The sequence below is a fragment of the Bacillus sp. AFS077874 genome, from assembly GCF_002566505.1.
GTDB lineage: Bacteria > Bacillota > Bacilli > Bacillales > Bacillaceae_G > Gottfriedia.
Genome location: NZ_NUYF01000006.1, coordinates 218,487 through 240,160 on the forward strand (window position 1 = coordinate 218,487; position 21,674 = coordinate 240,160).

Here is a 21,674-nt window from a genome sequence, read left to right on the forward strand (position 1 = left end):
GGCGAAGCAACGAAGAAAGCGAGCGTTTGTCAACAGTCTGAGACTACTTAGGTAGTCTTTTTGTGTGACAGGTAGTCGCATGGGGTGCTGACCTAGTCAGTGCCCCTTTTTAGACAGAGAAGACACTTCGGTGTAACGACAGGATAAAAGATAATGTTCACCTAAAAATTTTTAAGCCATGCTTATAGCCTATTCCGCAAACTCCCAAATCTACATATATTATAAAGATTTGAAAGCCCAAGATTGCATAAAACGTTATTTAAAAGGGAGGAAAGTTAATATGAATTTCTACAACTATGTACCTTATAATCACAATGATTATTATAGAAATCCACAGCAAACTGTAAATCCACAACAAATTCTAACATTAATAAATCCAGCTGTTAGCCATGGATTAAAAGAAGCACAACAGCTTGGCTATCAACACGCATTAACAGAAGCAGTTGCTATAGGTTACTTGATGGGAAAAGGTTACGATTATAATACTGCTTGGAAAACTGTTGAATCTTGGTGGAGACCACCGGGAACGCCTATTCCTACTCCATATTAAAAGTTAAAAAGTTATTTGAATAGTTTCATAGCAAAAGAGAATTTTTGAGGAATCATTAAATTAGAAGATTCCTTTTTTTGTGTTTGTTGAGCTATATAAATAATACTTCATTTAGTAATTAGGACTCTATTATAGTACTTATGTAAAGTATAATTTAGCTGTACAAAAAAAATCGACTGCAAAGTCGATTTTTTAATTGAGATACATGGTAGATATTTTGAAGAAGGTATTTGTAAACGAATATTGAATGATTAGTTACATATGCAAAAAATGTAAAATTTTAGATTTAAGTGAATACAAAGGAGGAATTACCCCTGAGCGAAATTGAACTGATTAATACATACAAAAACGAGCTTCAAAATTACACTTTGGAACAGTTAAGGTATAAATCTGAAGAGGAGGTTTGGTCTATTGGCCAAATGTATGATCATTTAATCATTTGTGCCCATGAATATCTAGATAGCATGGAAACTTGTGCTACCTTAAATGATGAACAACCCCTTGGAAAAACGGAATTTGGCGAGAAGTTATATAAGAATGGGGGATTTCCACCAATTAAAATTAGATTACCAGATGAACTAAATGATCCACCTAATAATTCAGATAGCAAGGACGAGCTGATCAGCAGAATTAATCAAGTAATACTAAGGTTGAGTCAATGGGAGTCGAAAGTGGAAAATATTAACCCAAATTATAAAGTCCAGCATGGAGGGTTCGGATGGCTAAATGCAAAGGAATGGTATGATTTGGTTTATATGCATTTTCGTCATCACTTGCGCCAGAAAAGTGATTTAGAACAAAGGCTTGTTAAGTGACGGGCATACTTCAAACTAACCGATATGAAAATTTTAATTTACGTGGAAATAAGGAATTTAAATAGACAGAAATATTAATAAAACAAAAAGACAAATAATAATAGGGAGTAAACAATGAATAAAAATCGGTTGGAAGCTTTTAGTGACGGTGTACTTGCTATCATTATTACAATTATGGTCCTAGAAATTAGGATTCCTCATAGTCCGAATATACAAGACTTATTACAACTTTTCCCAACCTTTCTTAGTTATTTACTTAGTTTTATTTATGTTGGTATTTACTGGAATAACCATCATCATATGATACACACTTTACAAAAGGTGACAGGATCAATAATGTGGGCAAATCTTCATTTGCTTTTCTGGTTATCCTTAATTCCTTTTGCATCTGGTTGGATGGGGGAAAACCATTATAAGCCTTATCCAACAATGCTTTATGGTGTAATACTCTTAATGACCGCAATAGCTTACTTCATATTACAAGGTATAATTATCCAAAAAGAGGGAAAAAATTCAAAATTAAAACAGGCAGTAGGTAATGATTGGAAAGGTAAAGCTTCAGTGGTTTGTTACTTAGCTGGAGTTTGCACTTCTTTGATCTGGCCTTGGTTCGCTCAAATAATTTATGTAATCGTTGCAATTATGTGGTTATTACCGGATCGTCGAATTGAGAAGGTTATGCAAAGTAGGTAAATAAAAAAGTGAGGGAGTAGACTATGATGATCAAAGGTTTTGGGGGAATATTCTGGAGGACTAAAAATCTGGATGCTTTAAAAAAATGGTACAGTAAAGTGCTGAATGTTGAAATAGAAAAATGGAATGGGACGATCATTAAACCCGATTCTGAAAATGAAACGATCTTTTCTTTCTTTACGGAAGAAGACAATTATTTCCCAACAGAACAGCAAGTCATGTTAAATTTTCAAGTTTATAATCTAGACGAGACGATTAAGCATCTTGAACAAGTCGGTATACCTCTTGCAAAGGAAAAAGAGATTAGTGATTATGGTAAGTTTGCATGGATTAAAGATCCTGAAGGTAGATTAGTTGAACTTTGGGAGAAATAAACTGCGCTAAAAAAGGGTTGCTGACGCGATCCTTTTTTTATTTGTACTATTGCAATTTAGTTAAACAAGGAATAAAAAGATTCTCCATAGAATATTAGTTTTTTAGTAACTCTTTATTATTTGAATACATAAAGGAGAACAAACTATGTCAGACTTATTTATTTTTCTACCATTATTAATTCTTATTATAGTAATAGCTATTATTGTCTTCCTAATTAACAAATTTGCAAAGAAAAAGAATAAAAGCACAGGAAGAATTGTTGGAACCATCTTATTGATATATGTCACTTTTAATTTAATAATAGGGGTTATTACTTATTTTAAAGGACCTTAGTTAATGATTACATACGTTAACTGTGAATTAGGGTTTCATACCAGAGAGGGACTCATGCCCCTTTTTTAGTAAGTAACATTGAACAACTTGCTATCCAAAAATCAACTAGTAAAAGATTAATCTAATGGTCATTTATTGGCCCAGCATTTTTAATCAAAAGACATATTAGTTTCTTTAAGTAGTAAAATAGTTTACAATTTAGTAGTTGAATTGTAATTTAAGTAATATACATAAAATTAAATGACCATAGATCGCTGAGTTTTAGTTAAGTGTTTCTTCTATTATTGAGGGACATTTCAACTTTGAAGCGGGGGAACCAATTTTTGTACACTTGTACTTTGGGGTGAATCCTTTTTAGGTAGGGCTACTTTTTAGGTCCGAATCCGACAGCTAACCTCGTAGGCGTGTAAGAGAAGGTTTCCAAAATGATGTCTTATTAAGGCACTGGAGATTTTCCTAGTGTCTTTTTTGCATTCAATTTTGATAAAGTAAGTGGGGGTTATGTAGTGCTAGAAATGTATATATTTGGCGGGATTCTTATTTTAACTATGTTAATAGCAGTATTTATGACTCGTAAGGATTCTGTAGTAGATGATGAAAATGGAAAATATAAGTGTGGAAAGTCTGAGAATAGGAAGAGAATCGTTAGAGAGAGAAAATCAGGTAAAGTCGTGAGAATAGATTGATTAGTATTGTAGAAAATCGAAATAAAAATGGATTGAAACAATATTTGAAACTTCCGTTAGAGAGTGGTCAATTAGGCCATTCTCTTTTTTATATGGTTAGTTTTGGTTTCATAATTCATATTTAGTTCATAATGAGTCTATATAATATGTACATAATTATTTGTAAATGTAAGTAGGTGAATTTATTGAATCATGTAAATGTATTAGTTGTCGATGATGATGCAAATATTCGGGAGTTAATCTCTATTTTTTTAAGTGGTGAAGGCTATACAGTTATTGAGGCTGAAAATGGTCAAGAAGCATTAACGTTACTGGAAGAAAATAATATTCAAATAGTAGTAGTTGATGTGATGATGCCTGAAGTAGATGGATATGAGTTCACAGAAGAGGTTAAAAAATATTATGATATTCCGATTTTAATGGTCACAGCAAAAGGTGAATCTCAAGATAAATTAAAAGGCTTTGATCTTGGGGTAGATGATTATGTTGTTAAGCCGTTTGATCCTTTGGAAATCGTAGCCCGTGTAAAAGCTCTATTAAGAAGGTTTCAATTACTATCTGATAAAAATATTTTTATAGGTAATTTAACGATTAATCAAGTTAAATTTGAAATTTCGGCGAATGATCAATCGATTACATTACCATTAAAGGAATTCGAATTATTGTTGAAGCTTGCAAGCCAAGCTGGAAGAATTTTTACGAGGAATGATTTGATTGAGCAAATATGGGGACTTGATTACGAAGGAGATGAACGCACAGTTGATGTGCATATAAAGAGAATACGAGAGCGCCTAAGAGAGTTAAAGGCTACAGTCGAAATCGTTACAATTAGAGGTTTAGGTTATAAATTAGAGGGAAATCACGCATGAAAAGCATGTATACGAGATTGGTTTTAATCTTTATTTCAGTTATTTTATTGAGTTTAGTCATTACTTTTTTTATCGCTTCAAAATACTTTATAAAACATGTTGAAACAGAAGTACAAAGTGATTTAATTGATGTTGGAGAAAATTTTATTTCCATCTATTCTAAACAAGATAATCAAAATGGAGTAGATGCGACCTTACAAATTCTTAGTAAAAATTTTTATATTTCACTGTATGATGAGTCGGGTAAAATCGTTTTGAAAAATACAGCACTAAAAAAGAAGAATATAAAAAAAGAACAAGTATTAAATGTACTAAACAAAAGTAATGTTCAAACAAAAGGATATCTCAGCGGTCTACCTTTTGAAAAAGATGGACATCAATATGCTTTATTTATTCAACCCAATATTGATCGTGGGTTCTTTAAAATGCGGAGAGTTTTATTTTTTAGTTTGCTGACAACTTTAATCATTGGGTCAGTAACATTTTTATTTGTTGCTAAGTTATTAGTAAAGCCAGTAAAAGAGCTAATTCGTGCCACAAAAGAACTAGCTAAAGGTAACTATGAGGTTCAAGTAACGATTAAACGTAAGGATGAAATTGGACTACTCGCTTCAAATTTTAATCTGATGACGAATAAATTAAACAAGCTAGAAGAGATGAGAAGTGAATTTGTTTCAAATGTTTCTCATGAAATTCAATCACCGTTAACATCTATTAAGGGATTTGCAAAGGTTTTAAGAAATAATAAGTTAGCTGAAGAGAAAAAGGAACATTATTTATCCATTATTGAGGAAGAAAGTGAACGTCTTTCAATGATGAGTGAAAGATTATTAAAGCTGGCTTCATTAGACTCTGAGCAACATCCATTCCAGCCTATGACCTACAAATTAGATGAACAAATTCGAAAAATTATTTTGGCATTAGAGCCACATTGGGAAAGTAAAAAGCTTCAATTAGTTTTAAATTTACCACAAACAGAAATAGTAGCAGATCGATTACTACTTGAACAAGTATGGATTAATTTACTTCAAAATGCGATTAAGTTCTCAAGTATAGCTGGGTACATTAAAATAGATATTTTGGAGTTGGATCATACTATTCACGTCATGATTAGCGATAGTGGACTAGGAATAAGTAAGGAAGATATGGAGCGGATATTTGAACGTTTTTATCAAGCAGACCGTTCTAGAAATAAAAAAGGAACTGGGCTTGGTCTTTCGATTGTTCAAAAAATTATCGAAATACATCATGGGAAAATAGAAGTTGAAAGTGTTGTTGGAAAAGGAACTAGCTTTACGATTATCCTTCCGAAAAGCTTGTAAAATTAAAAAGTTCAAATTATGTTCTTAATTGTTCATATTCTGTTCATATAGATTTGATAAACTAATCCCGTATTAGAATTGTAACCAATCGAAAGGGGAAATAGATACATTATGTTTGCAGGCTTAACGAAATTAAGTTTGAAGAACACAATTTCAGTTATTATATTAAGTGTTCTTGTTTTAGTTGGGGGAATTTATTCTGCCCAAAAAATACAAATTGAAACATTTCCTGATGTTTCATTTCCAGCTGTTGCAGTACAGGTAGTATACCCTGGTGCATCATCTGAGGATATAGAAACTGAGGTCACTAAACCAATCGAATCAGGTTTAATGAAGCTTGAAAACTATGATCAGTTAACAAGTACTTCAAGTGAAAATATGGCTTCAATCTTTTTGATTTATCCTTTTGGATCGGATATGGATAAAATTGAAAAAGACGTTGATAATGTAATCAATAAAACTAAGTTACCTGATAAAGCAGAAGCGACAGTTCAACGTATTGCGATGGATTCTGCTCCTATTTATCAAGTTGCAATTGCAAATAACGGACAAGTAAAAGACTTACAACAATCAATTGAAAAAGATTTACTTCCTCAAATTAAAAAAATCAATGGTGTTAGTGATGTAAGTCTTCAAGGAACAAAAGATGAAGAAATTCAAATCGTTGTAGATAATAAAAAAGCAGAAGAAAAAGGCATTTCTTTAGATACGATTAAAACGGCAATTCAAGGTCTAGATTATGCAGTGCCATTAGGATCTGTTGAGAATAATGGCAAAACAGTTTCTGTTCGAATGAAAGGTACGTTAAATTCAGTCGATCAAATCAAAAAAACAGTTCTATCTAGTGCAGCTGCTCAAAGTTCACAAATGGGTACGATGACTCAAGGAGCACAACTAGGTAGAGGTGCAGGACAAGCACAAACAGTAACGCCAAAAAATGTTACCGTTGCTGACATTGCAGATGTAAAAGTAGTATCTGTTCAAGATCAAATTTCTAGATATAACGGAAAAGAAAGTTATATTTTATCTGTTTCTCAAACACAAGATTCAAATACAGCGGATGTAGCAACATCTGTTAAAAAAGAAATTAAAACGTTTAAGAAAGACAATAATGTAGAAACGCATGTCATTATGGATAACGGTAAAGAGATCGAAAAATCCGTTAGTTCTTTAATTAAAGAAGGTCTATTAGGTGCGTTATTTACAGTAGTCGTTATTCTGTTGTTCTTAAGAAATATTAGAGCAACAATCATTTCAATTTTATCATTACCAATTTCAATCTTTGCAACAATATCTGTATTAAATTCATTAGGTTACACATTGAACATTATGACTTTAGGTGGACTAGTTGTTGCGATTGGACGTATTGTTGATGATAGTATCGTTGTAATTGAAAATATATACAGATGGAAACAACAAAAAGGTAATCAATATAAGAAAAAAGAGATGGCATTATATGCAACTAAAGAAGTAATTGGTGCCATTGCATCATCTACATTTGCAACGGTAGTAGTATTTTTACCTTTAGCATTTGTAAGTGGTATTATCGGAGAATTCTTTAGACCATTTGCTATTTCAGTAGTAGTTTCGATTTTAACTTCTCTAATTGTTGCGATCATTTTAATTCCAACATTAGGAGCAAAATTCTTATCAAAACCATTAAAAGAACATAGTAATGATACTCGTTTTATGAGAGGTTACGAAAAGTTACTTCGTTCGGCATTAAAACGTAAATGGATTGTTATCTTATTATCAATCGTTTTATTAGCTGGTTCATTATCGATGATTCCTTTATTAGGATTCTCATTCTTACCAGGAAGTGTAAATAAAACACTTCAAGTGACAGCAACTCTTCCATCGAATAGTACTGTGGATCAATCAAATGTAGTCGCAAAAGAATTAGAAAAATACTTTGCAGATTCCGACAAAATTGACAGTGTACAAGCTACTGTTGGTGGTAAACGTGATTTTATGATGAATATGGATGGTGGCAAAAATAAAGCAATCTTCCAAATCAATCTAAAAGACGGAAAGAACATGGATAAAGAACTTTCAAAAATCAATAAAGAAGTTCCTTCAATTGTTGATGCGAAAGTAAAAGGTACAACAATCACAGCAAAAGAACTTTCTCAAAATGGTCCTCCAACAGGGAACAATATTGATGTAAATTTATACTCTGCTAACTTTAATGACTTAAAAAATGCAGCATCAAAAATTGAAAAAGAATTAAATAGTGATGATCGTCTGAAAAATGTTTCTAATAATTTAAAAGATGTACAACCTAAATTAGAAATCACATTAAACGATAAAGCACACGATGAAAATATTTCAATGTTCCAAGTTATGGGAGCTATTAATGAAAAAATTAACGACGTTGAGATCGGTGATTACGATTTAAACGGCGAAACAAATAAGCTTACTGTAGGTTATAAAACTAAAGCAACTTCAAAAGAAGATATTGAAAAAATTAAATTTATGACTGCAACAGGTCCGAAAGAAATTAAAGACTATGTAACTATTTCTCAAAAGGATGCACCAGTTTCAATCAACCATGATGATGGAAAAATGTTTGCATCAGTAAGTGCAGAAGTAAAAGGTAAAGATACTGCAGCAATTACAAAAGATGTAACAAATCATTTAAATAAAATTGATTTACCAAAAAGCGTCGATATGAAAATTGGCGGCGGTTTGGATATGATTTCAGATGGATTCAGTAGTTTAGGAATAGCAATGGTTGTTGCTGTTGGATTAGTATTCTTAATCATGAGTATGACATTTGGTGGCTTAAGAACACCGTTTGTTATTTTAACATCATTAATCTTCGTACCAGTCGGAGCTTTCTTAGCGCTATTTATTGGTAAGCAAACACTTTCAATGAGTGCAATGATCGGACTATTAATGTTGATCGGTATTGTTGTAACGAATGCGGTTGTATTATTAGACCGTGTTGAGCATAATCGTAAAAATGGATTAGATGTAACTGACTCATTAATTGAGGCTTCAAAGACGAGATTACGTCCAATCCTAATGACAGCATTAGCGACAATTCTTGCATTAGTACCAATGGCCCTTTCAAATTCAACATCTGGCTTAATTTCGAAAGGATTAGCAGTAACTGTAATTGGTGGTTTAACAACTTCAACATTCTTAACACTAATCATCATCCCAGTTATTTATAAGTTAGTAAGCAAAAAGAAAAAGATTGAAGAATAATTGAAAAAGAGTGCCTCACATAAATAGTGGGGCACTCTTTTGTATTTAAACTAAAAAAGAGGCTGTCTAATAGACAACCTTTTAGATATACCTTACTAAATAACATAGACTAAACCGTTTCAGAGTTTATCATAAAAAGTGCCATTTATTAATAATACGATGTCGCCTATTGCCCCAATACAAAAAAAGATGAAATAATAACTTGCTTTTGTTATTTCTTTATTAAAAAGTTCCAATTGTCATTATTAATTAAATCCCTCCAATTCCTTTAGCAAAAAATTCCTAAATTCTGTTAGTTGAAAAGTAACATTTCATTTAATCTTAAAGACACTAAATATTGAATAACCGGTCCCACTACGCATAAACCAAAAATAAGGGCACCAATTTTCATTTTTTTTGTCAGTTTTAAAGAAGAATTTAGTTTAAATATAATAAAAGCAATCATCGCTCCACTAAAAGAACCAACTATACCTCGCTTTAAAATTATGATTAAATAATCAAATACACCTAAATAATTGATCTCATTTCCATCAGAATCTGCGATTATTTCATAATGTTTAATAAATAAAATCGTAATTGCTACTCCAAATAAAAAGCCATAAATAAGGCCTTTTTTAATATCTTTTTCCAAATGAACTCCTCCAAGATGACTATATCCAACAAGTATTATATCAGAATTAATAATAGAATTATTTTATATAAAAAATGCCTAAAATAAAAATGGAAACTATTTAAATTCAGTTTCCATTTCTATAAAACGATTTAGCTGAACCTGTGAATGGATTAATTTCATAAGATAGATCTTTGCCAGCCTCTTTTTCTTCTTGGTTTATTCTTTTTCCTAAAGATGAGTAATACCATATCCATGCACCCAATGCTAAAATGCCACCAATAGTTGAAATCCAAAAAGCCATCTAAATTCCCTCCAAAAGTTCCAAATGAGAAATACGAATATGTTTATTCTCTTAAAACTATATTCTTTTTATGCTTAAAAAATCCTTTCCATATCGAACTATCCTGCCAGTTACTTATACAAGAAAATAAACAAGCTACTTCAATAGATTCAAAAGCAAAAAAAGAGCTTAGGCACAAACGCTACCTAAGCTCCTTACATTATTTAGGTTCATAATCAAAATGTAATTCATTATTTTCATTTACAATTACACTTAAATTATGATCTTTAAAATACCATAAATCTGTTTCGTTTATAAAATAGACTACGTTATCAATCGTAATAGATTCTCCGATGTCCACAGGTTGTTCTTTAGTAACACCTAAAGAATAGCCTTTATGTATTGTACTATTTCCACCGTAACGTGCGAAAAAACGAATTGTATCTCCTTCTTTGACATTCATCTCATCTTGAAACCATTTTAATGCATCTTCGGAAATTGTAATTTTCATTGTATCCGACCTTTCTTTATCTTATAAAAATATTATAGTATGAATGTGAAAAACTATACAGAAAAGTGATGTTAAGTGCAAAAGTGTAACTAGAATAAAGAAGAAAACCCACATTTTGCAGGTTTTCTTCTATAATTGAAGTATTTTAAGACAGGCGCATTAGACAAAGCTATCTTATTTTTTGAAAAATGATAGTATGTTGTTTTTAAATAAAATAAATAGTGAAATGAGGACAAATCCATAATAGACGATTTGTTCAACTAGTGGGGTAGCATCGATAAAGGAGAAAAGACCTTCAGTGAATACTTTACCGCCAAAGAAAATTAATAGAATACCTAGTAAAGTAAAAATCACTTTAATATTTAAATTAATTGTAGTTTTGATAAATAAATATGCAATTAAGATAGCTGCAATTATTCCTAGTAAAATCGAAATCATCCCAACAAAGGCTATTGTATGTGCATTTGATAAAACAAACAGAACTAGCTCTAAGCCTTCTCGGATCACAAATACGCTTGCCATTAAGAATAATGAAATACTACTGTCTATAATTTTAACTTCTGATTTTAGTTTATCTGAAATATTAATGCTACTTTGACTACTTAACCAGTAGATAAAATAGAAGATTAGCAATGCTGCAATTAATTGGATTACCCCTTCGATAGTATGTTCAACATTTCCATCTAGTTCACCGAATGTTGTAAATAAGAAAAATCCAGCAAAAATACTAACTACTACTCCAAGTATTGTTCCGTAAACTACTGACTTAATTAAATGCTCTTTTTTACTTTGTATTAAAGTAATGAGTAAGTACCCGATTACTAAGGAAACCTCAAGGCCTTCTCGTAAAGCTATTAAAAAATTAGCATTCAATTCACTATCATCCTCCCCATTATATTTAAATCTACTAATTAGACTATTCTTTAATAGTAGAAACGGACACTATTTTATTAATAAATAGGCATAATAAGTTATGTGGTAAAATTAATATAAAATAGCCCAAAATGTGAATTTTAGAAGGGGAAAAAATGGAATCTTTTACAAGTAGAGCGATTGAAATTATTAAAAATATACCACTAGGAAAAGTTATGACATATGGCCAAGTTGCAAAATTGGCAGGAAGTCCAAGAGGAGCTAGACAGGTTGTAAGAATCTTACACTCGATGGGCCAAAAATACCAATTGCCATGGCATAGAGTTATAAATGCTAAAGGTGAAATAGGGATCCAAGATGAAGAAGGATTTTTAAGGCAAAAACGTTTGCTCCAAAACGAAGGAGTCAAATTTACGAACGAGAGAACCATTAACTTGAAGGAATATCAAGTAAGTGTAGTTCTTGAGAAAGAAGATGTAGACTTAATTTAGGATCAAAGAAAAGGTGCATTCTAACTAAATAGATTTAGAGTGAGATTGCTACTCAAAATTCATGGATAAATGGATTTTGGGTATTTTTTTCACTTAAGAAATATGGGGAATACTCACGTAATAGACAATTCTATGAAAATAGGTGCAACTACGACTCTCTCTAAAAGGCTCGTCAATCGACGAGTTTTCTTTATATGAAAATGACTTCAATTAAAACATTGTTACGCACAATATTGTTGTGAAATTGAATAATTATTATGTCAAAAGTGCTACATCCGAATACTTTACAATAAAACATTGTTTTGTTATACTCATGTCAGGAGGAATGTCATATGAGTGAAGAATTAATTTCCAAAAAAGATTTACTACAACTTACAGGCATATCGTACGGACAGCTTTATAGATGGAAAAGGAAAAACATCATTCCTGAAGAGTGGTTTATGAAAAAATCAAGCTTTACTGGACAGGAAACGTTTTTTCCAAAACAGAGAATTTTGGATCGGATTGAAAAAATAAAAGAGTTGAAGGATGATCAATCATTAGATGATATTGCTAGAGTGTTTTCAATCAATGAAGAAATCGTTTCTGATCGTGGGAATGCTACTTTATCTTTGGAGCAAATCCCTAAACAAGTTGTACAAATATATCAATCACTTTTTCCTAATACTAAATTAGAGCATTTAGGTACGGTTCAACTATGTTCGTTACTTTTTGTAAACGAGTGGCTTTCAAATGGAAGTGTAACAATAGATGAAATAAAACAATTTTTAAATTTGGTTGAAACGCATAAAAACCAAATTAACATGGATGAAGCGACTGTCATTTATATTCGAAAATTTGGTATGGGTACATGGATTATTGGAAATCATGAGACGTTTGTTGATCAAAAGGATTCGATCTTAATCAATGTTAATCTCTCGAGCTATTTAAATAAATCAATTAAATAAAGATAAGGAGGAGACATTATGGCGAATGTGCAATCGAGGCAAGATGCGATTATTAATGGTTCAGGAACAATTGGTACTGGACGATATGATGACGTTAAAATTAGTGGTAGTGGCCGAATTCTAGGTGATATTCTTTGTCATGAAGTAAAGGTAAGTGGTTCTGCTAAATTTAATGGTAAAGTAGAAACGGAATACTTTAATTGCAGTGGTAGTGCTAAATGTTTAAGTGATGTTGAAGCAAAAAAAATGAACGTCAGTGGCTCAGCTTCTATTGATGGAAAAGTTTCTGGTGGAGATGTCAATATTAGTGGTAGCTTTAAAACAAAAGGTGACTTAAATGTTCAAAGTATTCATGTCTCTGGTTCAATGAAAACAACAGGTTTAGTAAAAGCAGAAGTCATTAATATAAAAGGATCGCTTTCAACAGAAAAAGGATCTGAATGTGAAGTATTTACAGCAAAAGGTCACTTATCAATGAATGGTTTATTAAATGCTGAAAATGTAAAAATTACGCATGGTGGATATAGCTATCATAGTGGATTTAGTTATATTCCTGAAATTGGCGGAGAAACAATTGAAATTAGTCGATTTGATGACAGTAATGTATTTTCACGACTTTTTACGAAAATTTTTAACAACCGTACAAACTTCAAATCAGATGTTATTGAAGGAAGTGCTGTAAAAATTGATTATACGACAGCGAGTGTAGTACGAGGCGATGCTGTAACAATTGGTCCAAAATGTGTAATCGACCTTGTTGAATATACAGAAGATGTTCAAATTCATCCTTCAGCAAAGGTAAAGGATGTAAAGAAATTAGAAGTATAAGCGGCTTAAGGGATATCCTAAGTTGCTTTTTTTTGCTTTTTTTGAAAACGTTTTTTAAATAAAGCAGCATAAGGGAGTTAGAATAGAAATTTCTAATAAAGTGCAAGCTGGCACTTAATTTCGGTTATTGAACTATAGTTAGTTGAATGTTAAGATAATAATGTGCAAACGGTTGCAATTGAAATTGTACTTATTTTTTTAAAGAAGGCTACTAATATAGTCAATATTGAAAACGCTTTTATGCATTTGGAGGAGAGAGATTATGACAAATCAAAGTTGGTGGAAGGAAGCGGTTGCTTACCAAATTTATCCACGTAGCTTTATGGATTCAAATGGTGATGGAATTGGTGATTTAAGAGGTGTAATTTCGAAATTAGATTATTTAAAAGAGCTCGGTATAGATGTTATTTGGATTTGCCCATTTTACAAGTCACCAAATGATGATAATGGTTACGATATCTCAGATTATCAGGACATTATGGATGAGTTTGGCACAATGGCTGATTTTGATGAGTTATTAGAGAATGTTCACGAAAGAGGAATGAAGTTAATTTTAGACTTGGTAGTCAATCATACAAGTGATGAACATCCTTGGTTTTTAGAATCTAAAAAATCTAAAGATAATCCTTATAGAGACTACTATATTTGGAGAGAAGGAAATAAATCAGGCAATGAGCCAAATAACTGGGAAAGTATTTTCGGTGGATCTGCATGGGAATATGATGAAGCAACAGATGAATATTTCTTACACTTATTTTCCAAAAAGCAGCCTGATTTAAATTGGGAGAACAAAGAAGTAAGACAAAAAGTCTATGATATGATTAATTGGTGGTTAGATAAAGGAATCGACGGTTTCCGAGTAGACGCGATCAGTCATATAAGAAAACGACCAGGTTTTCCAGATATGCCAAATCCAAAGAAAGAGAAATATGTGGCAAGCTTTGATATGCACATGAATCAAGAAGGAATTCATAAATATCTGGATGAACTAAAACGTGAAACATTCGATAAATATGACATCATGACAGTCGGAGAAGCAAATGGTGTAACAACAAAAGATGCACACCTGTGGGTTGGAGAAAAAGAAGGTAAGTTCAATATGATTTTCCAATTCGAAAGTTTAGATCTTTGGAAGAAAAGCGATGAATCTGAAACTTCCATCGCTGATTTAAAAGAAGTACTTACGAAATGGCAAACTGGTTTAGAAGGATATGGATGGAATGCATTATTTATTGAGAACCATGATATACCTAGAGCAGTCAGTACATTAGGAAACGATGATGAAGCATTTTGGGAAATTTCAGCAAAAGCTATTGGAGTAATGTATTTCTTTATGCAAGGAACACCATTCATTTACCAAGGGCAAGAAATTGGAATGACAAATGTTCATTACAAATCAATCAATGATTATAATGATGTAAGTGCAAAAAATATGTATAATACAATGATTGAAAATGGTTCAACTGAACAAGAAGTTCTAGACATTTTATGGAAAACAGGCCGTGATAATTCTCGCACACCTATGCAGTGGAACAGTACAAAGAATGCTGGATTTACAACAGGTAAATCTTGGCTTAAAACGAATGATAACGCTAATGAAATAAATGTTGAAATCCAAGAAAAAGATTCAGATTCTATATTATCGTTCTATAAAAAGATGATTACTTTACGTAAAGATAATAAGGCACTAGTTTATGCACCGTATGAATATCTAGATGTTAAAAATGAACCTGTTTATGCATACACTCGAAACGGTGAAAAGGAAACATTTTTAGTGATTACTAATTTATCTTCAGAGAAACAAAAATTTACTTTACCGAAAGAACTTACGAAAAAGAATGCACAATTGAGTTTAACGAACATTGAACTAACAGATCACCAATTAGTTGAAAACATGGAATTTAAACCTTTTGAAGCTAGAGTTTATCGCTTAATTTAATTTTGTTGTATGGTACTTACTCAACAGACTGTCGAATGACAGTCTGTTTTCATTTTGTACAGAGTGCTCGCTTTCCATGGGGCGAATCTGTGGAAGTGCAAATAAAAAATCTGAAACTGCAATTAGATCTAGCAAATCTGCAAATAAAAAAGTCATAACTGCAATAAAAACTATGAAAGCTGCAAATAGGACCTCAAAACAAGGGCTAATAGTACAATATAGTCAAAAAAAATAGAAGAAATAACGATAAATTAGACTGGGAAATAACCAAATCTAAACATAATCAAGTAAAATCATAAAATCCATTGTTCAAACAACGATCTGAACTTTATAACAATCAATGTCACCGTAAGATCAACTAGAACACCGCTATATTTTCAAATTCCAAACTTTATCAATTAGGTTCATTCAATGCTCATATTTCAATACTCTGCAAAGTGGCTGTCGAATGGCAGTCTTTTTCATTACTTCTTTCCGGCAAAAATCTACACAGTTTTATAGTATTACAAACACTTCGACAATTTGTAACACTCCTGTAATGGCTTTCAAAATTGTATTTTGTTAGACTTACATTATCAATGAAGGGGGAGAAAGAGATGAAAAAGCAAGTCCTTATAGCTTTCGTATGCTTACTGAGTATGGTATTTTTTACGACTAAATCACAAGCTGCATCTACATATAACCCATACTCAAAGAAAAATCAGGTAACAAAAATCGCTAAACAATATACTGGAGTGCCATATCGTTTTGGTGGTACAAGTACTAAAGGTTTTGACTGCTCAGGTTACGTAGGGTATGTATACAAAAAAGTAGGTACTACATTACCACGAACTGCTTCGTCAATGTATACTGTTAGCTCAATTGTTAAAAAGCCTGTTCCTGGAGATTTAGTTTTCTTCAAAAATACATATAAAAAAGGTATTAGCCACGTAGGAATTTTCATGGGAAATAATAATTTTATTTCAGCGACTTCAAGTAAGGGAGTAGCTGTTGTAAGTCTTTCTAATACATATTGGAAACCGAAATTCGCTGGCTCAGGTAGTGTAATTAAATAAACATAATAATAAATGCAATTTACATTTCTTTAGAATGGTAGATTGCTTTTTTTTGTACTTTAAGAAATTATAGATTAGCTTCGAGGAGGAGAATTCGACGCATAATTGCAACTACGCCTCTGTCTGTGCCATCTGCAAGTTTTCTTTATCTTTTCATAAAATATTCTTTTTTAATAAATAAGTAGATTATGTTCCAATGATATAATGACCTTTAATTAAACTAGTTAAATGACTATAAAGGAGCTGGTAATCATAGCATTAGTCTATTTTACTTTTTTTGTAATGGGTCTAGTATTTGGTTCTTTTTTTAATGTTGTTGGGTTAAGAGTACCAATCGGGAAATCAATTATTTCACCGGGTTCCACGTGTTCAAATTGTGGACATAAATTGAGTTCTATAGAATTAATACCGGTATTTTCTTTTTTACTCCAAAGAGGGAAATGTCGAAGTTGCGGGATGCTAATTTCAAAACTATATTTATTAATTGAAATACTAACAGGTATGTTATTTGTTTTTTCCATCTATGAAACTGGCTTTCATAAGGAGTTAATGATCGCTCTTTCGATAATATCTTTATTAATCATTATTGTTGTCTCGGATGTGAACTATATGATTATCCCTAATCGGATTCTACTATTCTTTTTATTTATTTTTAGTTTTGAGCGAATCGTATTTCCATTGGATCCATGGTGGAGTAGTATAGTAGGAGCGATAGGAGCATTTGTGGTTTTGCTTCTAATTAATCTGATTAGTAAAGGTGGTATGGGAGGAGGAGACATAAAGCTATTTAGTGTGCTAGGAATAATTTTAGGTTGGGAACTGACCCTCATTGCATTTATACTTGCATGTTTTTTAGGCAGTATTTACGGGGTAGTTGTAATATTGTCCGGAAAATTAAAGCGGAGTAATCCGATTCCTTTTGGTCCATTCATTGCAATGGGTGGATTAATTAGTTATTTTTATTGTGAAAATCTATTGGAATTTTACGATATAATTTTTTATAAATAAAAAGGCTATTTAATTGAAAAATTCTTCAACTAAATAACCCTTACTTTTTCTTATGAGAATAATTTCTCTTCTACACTTTTTATAACTGAATTCCAGTATTTTTTGTCTTCAACGAAGTTTGTTCGAATCGCTTTAAAAACAGCAGTTTGTTTTTCTTGGAAATTTGGATCATCTTTATCTGGAAGCTCTTTTTTCATTTCAACTACAATTTCTTCAATCTCCGCAGAACGTGGCCCCCATACATTTACTTCATTCCCTTTTTCATCCATAAAAACAAAAATTGGAATAGAACGAGATTTACCATTCGTTAAATATTGATCCATTAATTCTAGATTTTCATCTCGAATTAGGAATCTAGTATCTATATTTGCTTTTTCCATCATTTTCTGAATAACTGGTACATTAAGTAATGCATCTCCACACCAATCTGCAGTTAAAGTAACAACCTTCCAATGACGATTCTTTAATTGTTCAAGTTTTACTTGTGTACTTTCAGGAATCGTAACTTCATTATAGATTTTTAGAAGTTCTTCTTTATTTACATTCATTGCTTCTACATATTCTTGAAAAGTCATGCCCTTTTCGAACCAAGAATTTAATGACATTTCCATACACTCCTTTAATGTTAATAAATAGTATTATACCCCATTCGTCATAAGAAGGAATGCAATAAGACTTGCAGAATTATTATACAGTATATGTTTTATATGCAGTTTAAGCAGGAGGGAGAAAAATGAGTGCGCCTATTGAGATATCAAAAAATCGGAAGCGCTTTCCGAAGTGGATTAAAGTTACATCAACTATCTTAATTGTTATCGTCTTAATCGTTGTAGGCACCGGCTTGTACTTAACCAAAAAATCATTACCAAGTATTAAAGGAAATTTAACGATCAGTACGTTATACCGTAAAGTCGAGGTAGTTAGGGATGGTAAAGGCGTACCTCATATTAGTGCTAAAAGTTTGCATGACTTGTATGTTGCGCAAGGCTTTGTAACTGCACAAGATCGATTATTTCAAATGGATTTAAGCAGGAGACAGGCGTCCGGACAATTAAGTGAGGTAATTGGTGATGCTACAGTGGAGCGTGACTCATATTTTCGAACGCTTGGTTTAAGAAGAGCTGCAGAAGCTTCTTATAGCAAATACGATAAAAATGGACAAAATGTATTAAATTGGTATGCAGAAGGAGTAAATGCGTACATAAAATACGCAATAAAGGAAAAAAAACTACCAGTTGAATTTAAAATTTTAAAATATAAACCAAGTAAATGGACGGCAATTGATTCACTAGTAATTGGTAAATATATGGCATTTGATTTAGGCGGTCACTGGAATGAACAAGCATTTCGTTATTATGCTTTGAATAAATTTCCAAAGGATAAGGCTTTGGAGCTATTCCCTGCTAATAATGATCTAGATCCGTATATTATTCCAAGTAATACTTCAAAAATAGACGTAGAAAAGAGCTTTGCAAGCGCAATTATTCCACCTGTTTGGAATGGAAGTAATGATTGGGTTGTTAGTGGAGCTAAAACTAAGTCCGGTAAACCGTTATTAGCAGATGATCCTCATTTAGGATTAGCGACACCAGCAATTTGGTATGAAACTCAATTAAAATCTGGTGATATGAATGTAAGTGGTGTAATTTTTGCAGGGGTGCCAGGAATCATCGTTGGTCATAATGAACATATTGCCTGGGGAGTAACAAACGTTGGCCCGGATGTACAAGATTTATATATTGAAAAACGAAATCCAAATAAGTCAGACGAGTTTTTATATGATGGTCAATGGGAAAAGGCACAGGTTATAAATGAAACGATCAAAATTAAAGGTAAAAAGAATAAGGTTTTACCTGTTATGATTACGAGACATGGTCCCGTGATTTCGGAATTTGCGAGCGATGCTGGAAAAGATACTGTATTCTCTTTACAATGGACAGCACTACAACCAACAACAGAGCTAGAAGCCGTTTTAAAGTTTGATGTTGCAAAGGATTGGAATTCGTTTAAAGAAGGATTAGCTTTATTTGAAGCTCCTGCTCAAAATTTCGTATTTGCATCGGATGACGGAACAATTGCCTACCGAGCGAATGGAAAAATTCCAATCCGTAAAAAAGGTGATGGGCTAATGCCAGTGCCAGGTTGGACTAGTGATTACGGTTGGAAAGGATCTATTCCATACGATGAACTACCAACAATCGTTAACCCAAAGGAAGGATTTATTTCATCTGCAAATAATAAAGTAGTGGACGATTCATATCCATACCATATTTCAAATTCGTGGGCACAGCCTTACCGTCAATTACGCATTCAGGAAGTATTAAAAAAGAATGACAAACTGACTGTTAAAGATATGCAAAAGCTACAAATGGACGAAATGAATTTACAAGCGAAGGAGCATGCACCTAAGTTTATTAAGTCAATAAATCAAAATAAAGATCAATTATCATCTGTTGAAAAATCAGCTTTAAAAGAACTTGAAAAATGGAATTTTATAGATGATAAAGATGAAGCATCTCCTCTCATATTCCAAATGTGGATGACTGAAATAAATAAAGCATTGTTCGATCAACAAATCTCAAACGATATGATGGATTTATTTGGAGACCGCAAAGTCGTAATCGATCAATTGCTACGTGACAGTTTAAATGGGAAAAAAGTAATCTGGGTTGATGAACAAGGCGGAATTGATAAACTTTTATTAAAAACCTTCAAATCAACAATTAAAAATATTAGCAAAACCGACGGTGAAAATGCAGCGAAGTGGAAATGGGGTGATCACCATAAAGTTGCTTTCGAACACCCATTATCCAGTATTAAAGTCTTAAGCTATTTCTTTAATGCAAGAGATCCAATCCCAGTAGGAGGTAGCGCAACTACAGTGAAAGCAGCAGGATATGATGACCAAGGAATCGTCGACCATGGTGCATCATGGAGAACTGTTGTAGACTTTGCAGATTTAAGTAAATCAGTAAACATAGTTGGACCAGGACAATCCGGAAACCTCGGAAGCAAATGGTATAGTGATCAAATGGAAGATTGGGCAAATGGAACATATCATACTACTTCTTTGAAAAATGTTAAAGGTGTTAAAGAAATGTTCGAACCGGGAAAAACAAAAAAGAAGTAGGAAGGAAGTATAGAGGACAGACCTTATGGGGTCTGTTTTCTTTGTTTGAGAAGTAAAAATCTAGTGATTTAATTGCGATACCGGATTAAGGTTTGAATACCTTATCCAGCACACAACTCTAATTTCTTCCCTTTAATCCCCTCATATAATAAAATATTTAAATAGATTGTCCTAAAAAATTTGAAAAAAGGGGGGCTGTGAAAATGAATGAAATTGGCTTAGTTCTCGAAGGTGGAGGAATGAGGGGGATTTATACTGCCGGTGTTCTTGATTATTTTCTTGAACAAAATATAGAAATTCCTTATGTGATAGGTGTTTCTGCGGGTGCTTGTATGGGAACTTCTTATTTATCAAAACAACATGGTCGTAATAAACGAGTAAATACGGAATTTTTACAGCATCCAGATTATATTTCTTTTAAAAATTTAATTCGTAATAAGCAGCTTTTTGGTATGGACTTATTATTTGATATTATTCCTAATGAGTTAGATCCATTTGATTTTGATTCTTTTTATAATGCTGAGCAAAAATTTGTAGTTGGTACGACTGATTGTGTTACAGGAGAACCTGCCTATTTTGATAAAGATCAAATTGTAAAATCAACAGATATGTTAAATATAATTCGGGCATCAAGTTCTTTACCGTTAATGGCTCCAATCATTAAGTTTAATGATCATTTCTTGATGGATGGTGGCATTGCAGATCCGATTCCGATCGGTAAATCTGAAGCGGATGGCAATCGTAAAAATATAGTTGTTTTAACTAGAAATGCTGGATATCGTAAAAAACCTTCAAAAGGAACTTGGTATTTGCAAAAAAAGTATAAAGATTATCCCGGACTTGTTCAGGCCGTACTAAAAAGATATGAAGTTTATAATAAGCAGTTGGAATATATTGAGGAGCAAGAAAAAGCTGGAAATATATTAGTCATTCGTCCTGTACAAAAGTTAAAGGTTGGACGAATTGAACGAAATAAAGGGCGTTTATTAGAACTTTATAAAGAGGGCTATGAAGATGCTAAGCGACTTCGTGAACAAATTTTAGGTTTTATCTCGTATGAAAAAACGACCTGTTAATCAGGTCGTTTTAATATGTTGAAAATTAAACTATTTAGACTGATTGAAAACGCTTGTCTTTCAAAGT

Annotated in this window: 21 protein-coding genes and 1 riboswitch; of the genes, 16 read left to right on the forward strand and 5 right to left on the reverse strand. The window is 32.3% G+C overall.

The window, feature by feature from the left end; translation table 11 throughout:
• Positions 1-280 precede the first annotated feature (280 nt).
• The 8 genes from COJ46_RS05935 (at position 281) to COJ46_RS05975 (ending at position 8,856) form a co-directional block, all read left to right on the forward strand.
• Positions 281-550, forward strand: a complete 270-nt coding sequence (locus COJ46_RS05935; protein ID WP_097976557.1) for a hypothetical protein — start codon at positions 281-283, stop codon at positions 548-550.
• A gap of 368 nt (positions 551-918) precedes the next feature.
• Complete coding sequence (locus COJ46_RS05940) at positions 919-1,365, forward strand: DinB family protein (RefSeq protein WP_286133569.1); 447 nt, start codon at positions 919-921, stop codon at positions 1,363-1,365.
• Positions 1,366-1,479: 114 nt separating this feature from the next.
• On the forward strand, positions 1,480-2,058 hold the full coding sequence (locus COJ46_RS05945; protein WP_097976555.1) for a TMEM175 family protein: 579 nt from the start codon (positions 1,480-1,482) through the stop codon (positions 2,056-2,058).
• A gap of 26 nt (positions 2,059-2,084) precedes the next feature.
• Positions 2,085-2,432 (forward strand): VOC family protein, encoded by a 348-nt coding sequence (locus COJ46_RS05950; protein ID WP_097976554.1) that lies wholly within the window; start codon positions 2,085-2,087, stop codon positions 2,430-2,432.
• Between the two features lie 613 nt (positions 2,433-3,045).
• Positions 3,046-3,186: riboswitch (cyclic di-AMP (ydaO/yuaA leader) on the forward strand.
• Between the two features lie 86 nt (positions 3,187-3,272).
• Complete coding sequence (locus COJ46_RS05960; protein ID WP_097976550.1) at positions 3,273-3,452, forward strand: hypothetical protein; 180 nt, start codon at positions 3,273-3,275, stop codon at positions 3,450-3,452.
• Positions 3,453-3,637: 185 nt separating this feature from the next.
• Positions 3,638-4,321: a response regulator transcription factor gene (locus tag COJ46_RS05965; RefSeq protein ID WP_097976548.1), complete on the forward strand. Its 684-nt coding sequence runs from the start codon at positions 3,638-3,640 to the stop codon at positions 4,319-4,321.
• Positions 4,318-5,643, forward strand: a complete 1,326-nt coding sequence (locus tag COJ46_RS05970; protein WP_097976546.1) for a sensor histidine kinase — start codon at positions 4,318-4,320, stop codon at positions 5,641-5,643. The genes COJ46_RS05965 and COJ46_RS05970 overlap by 4 nt, the downstream gene beginning before the upstream one ends.
• A gap of 111 nt (positions 5,644-5,754) precedes the next feature.
• A complete protein-coding gene (locus COJ46_RS05975; RefSeq protein ID WP_097976545.1) occupies positions 5,755-8,856 on the forward strand; it encodes an efflux RND transporter permease subunit in 3,102 nt (1,033 codons plus the stop codon).
• 292 nt (positions 8,857-9,148) lie between these two features.
• Here the strand turns inward: COJ46_RS05975 and COJ46_RS05980 are convergent, their stop codons facing one another.
• The 4 genes from COJ46_RS05980 to COJ46_RS05990 form a co-directional block, all read right to left on the reverse strand.
• Complete coding sequence (locus COJ46_RS05980; protein WP_097976543.1) at positions 9,149-9,487, reverse strand: hypothetical protein; 339 nt, start codon at positions 9,485-9,487, stop codon at positions 9,149-9,151.
• A 106-nt stretch (positions 9,488-9,593) separates the two neighbouring features.
• On the reverse strand, positions 9,594-9,770 hold the full coding sequence (locus COJ46_RS24405) for a hypothetical protein (protein WP_176522544.1): 177 nt from the start codon (positions 9,768-9,770) through the stop codon (positions 9,594-9,596).
• A gap of 199 nt (positions 9,771-9,969) precedes the next feature.
• Positions 9,970-10,260, reverse strand: coding sequence for a HesB/YadR/YfhF family protein (locus tag COJ46_RS05985; RefSeq protein ID WP_097976541.1), 291 nt, complete (start codon positions 10,258-10,260; stop codon positions 9,970-9,972).
• A gap of 174 nt (positions 10,261-10,434) precedes the next feature.
• Positions 10,435-11,133 (reverse strand): FTR1 family protein, encoded by a 699-nt coding sequence (locus COJ46_RS05990; protein WP_176522543.1) that lies wholly within the window; start codon positions 11,131-11,133, stop codon positions 10,435-10,437.
• Between the two features lie 155 nt (positions 11,134-11,288).
• Here COJ46_RS05990 and COJ46_RS05995 point away from each other — a divergent pair, with 155 nt between their 5' ends.
• From COJ46_RS05995 to COJ46_RS06020, 6 genes are all read left to right on the forward strand, one after another.
• The gene (locus COJ46_RS05995) at positions 11,289-11,624 is read left to right on the forward strand and encodes an MGMT family protein (RefSeq protein WP_097976538.1); all 336 of its coding nucleotides are present in this window, start codon (positions 11,289-11,291) and stop codon (positions 11,622-11,624) included.
• Positions 11,625-11,956: 332 nt separating this feature from the next.
• Positions 11,957-12,571 carry a DUF4004 family protein gene (locus COJ46_RS06000; RefSeq protein ID WP_097976536.1) on the forward strand — a complete coding sequence of 205 codons (615 nt, stop codon included), beginning with the start codon at positions 11,957-11,959 and terminating at the stop codon, positions 12,569-12,571.
• An 18-nt stretch (positions 12,572-12,589) separates the two neighbouring features.
• Positions 12,590-13,399 (forward strand): polymer-forming cytoskeletal protein, encoded by an 810-nt coding sequence (locus COJ46_RS06005; protein WP_097976534.1) that lies wholly within the window; start codon positions 12,590-12,592, stop codon positions 13,397-13,399.
• Positions 13,400-13,661: 262 nt separating this feature from the next.
• Positions 13,662-15,338 (forward strand): glycoside hydrolase family 13 protein, encoded by a 1,677-nt coding sequence (locus tag COJ46_RS06010; protein WP_098565747.1) that lies wholly within the window; start codon positions 13,662-13,664, stop codon positions 15,336-15,338.
• Between the two features lie 596 nt (positions 15,339-15,934).
• Complete coding sequence (locus tag COJ46_RS06015; RefSeq protein ID WP_097976530.1) at positions 15,935-16,393, forward strand: C40 family peptidase; 459 nt, start codon at positions 15,935-15,937, stop codon at positions 16,391-16,393.
• Positions 16,394-16,675: 282 nt separating this feature from the next.
• Positions 16,676-17,401, forward strand: a complete 726-nt coding sequence (locus COJ46_RS06020; protein WP_353652156.1) for a prepilin peptidase — start codon at positions 16,676-16,678, stop codon at positions 17,399-17,401.
• Between the two features lie 50 nt (positions 17,402-17,451).
• Here the strand turns inward: COJ46_RS06020 and COJ46_RS06025 are convergent, their stop codons facing one another.
• Positions 17,452-18,006 carry a thioredoxin family protein gene (locus COJ46_RS06025; protein ID WP_097976527.1) on the reverse strand — a complete coding sequence of 185 codons (555 nt, stop codon included), beginning with the start codon at positions 18,004-18,006 and terminating at the stop codon, positions 17,452-17,454.
• Between the two features lie 128 nt (positions 18,007-18,134).
• Between COJ46_RS06025 and COJ46_RS06030 the strand changes: the two genes are divergently transcribed.
• Both COJ46_RS06030 and COJ46_RS06035 read left to right on the forward strand, forming a co-directional pair.
• Positions 18,135-20,531, forward strand: coding sequence for a penicillin acylase family protein (locus COJ46_RS06030; RefSeq protein WP_098565749.1), 2,397 nt, complete (start codon positions 18,135-18,137; stop codon positions 20,529-20,531).
• A gap of 203 nt (positions 20,532-20,734) precedes the next feature.
• Positions 20,735-21,607, forward strand: a complete 873-nt coding sequence (locus COJ46_RS06035; protein WP_097976525.1) for a patatin-like phospholipase family protein — start codon at positions 20,735-20,737, stop codon at positions 21,605-21,607.
• Positions 21,608-21,674: the final 67 nt, after the last annotated feature.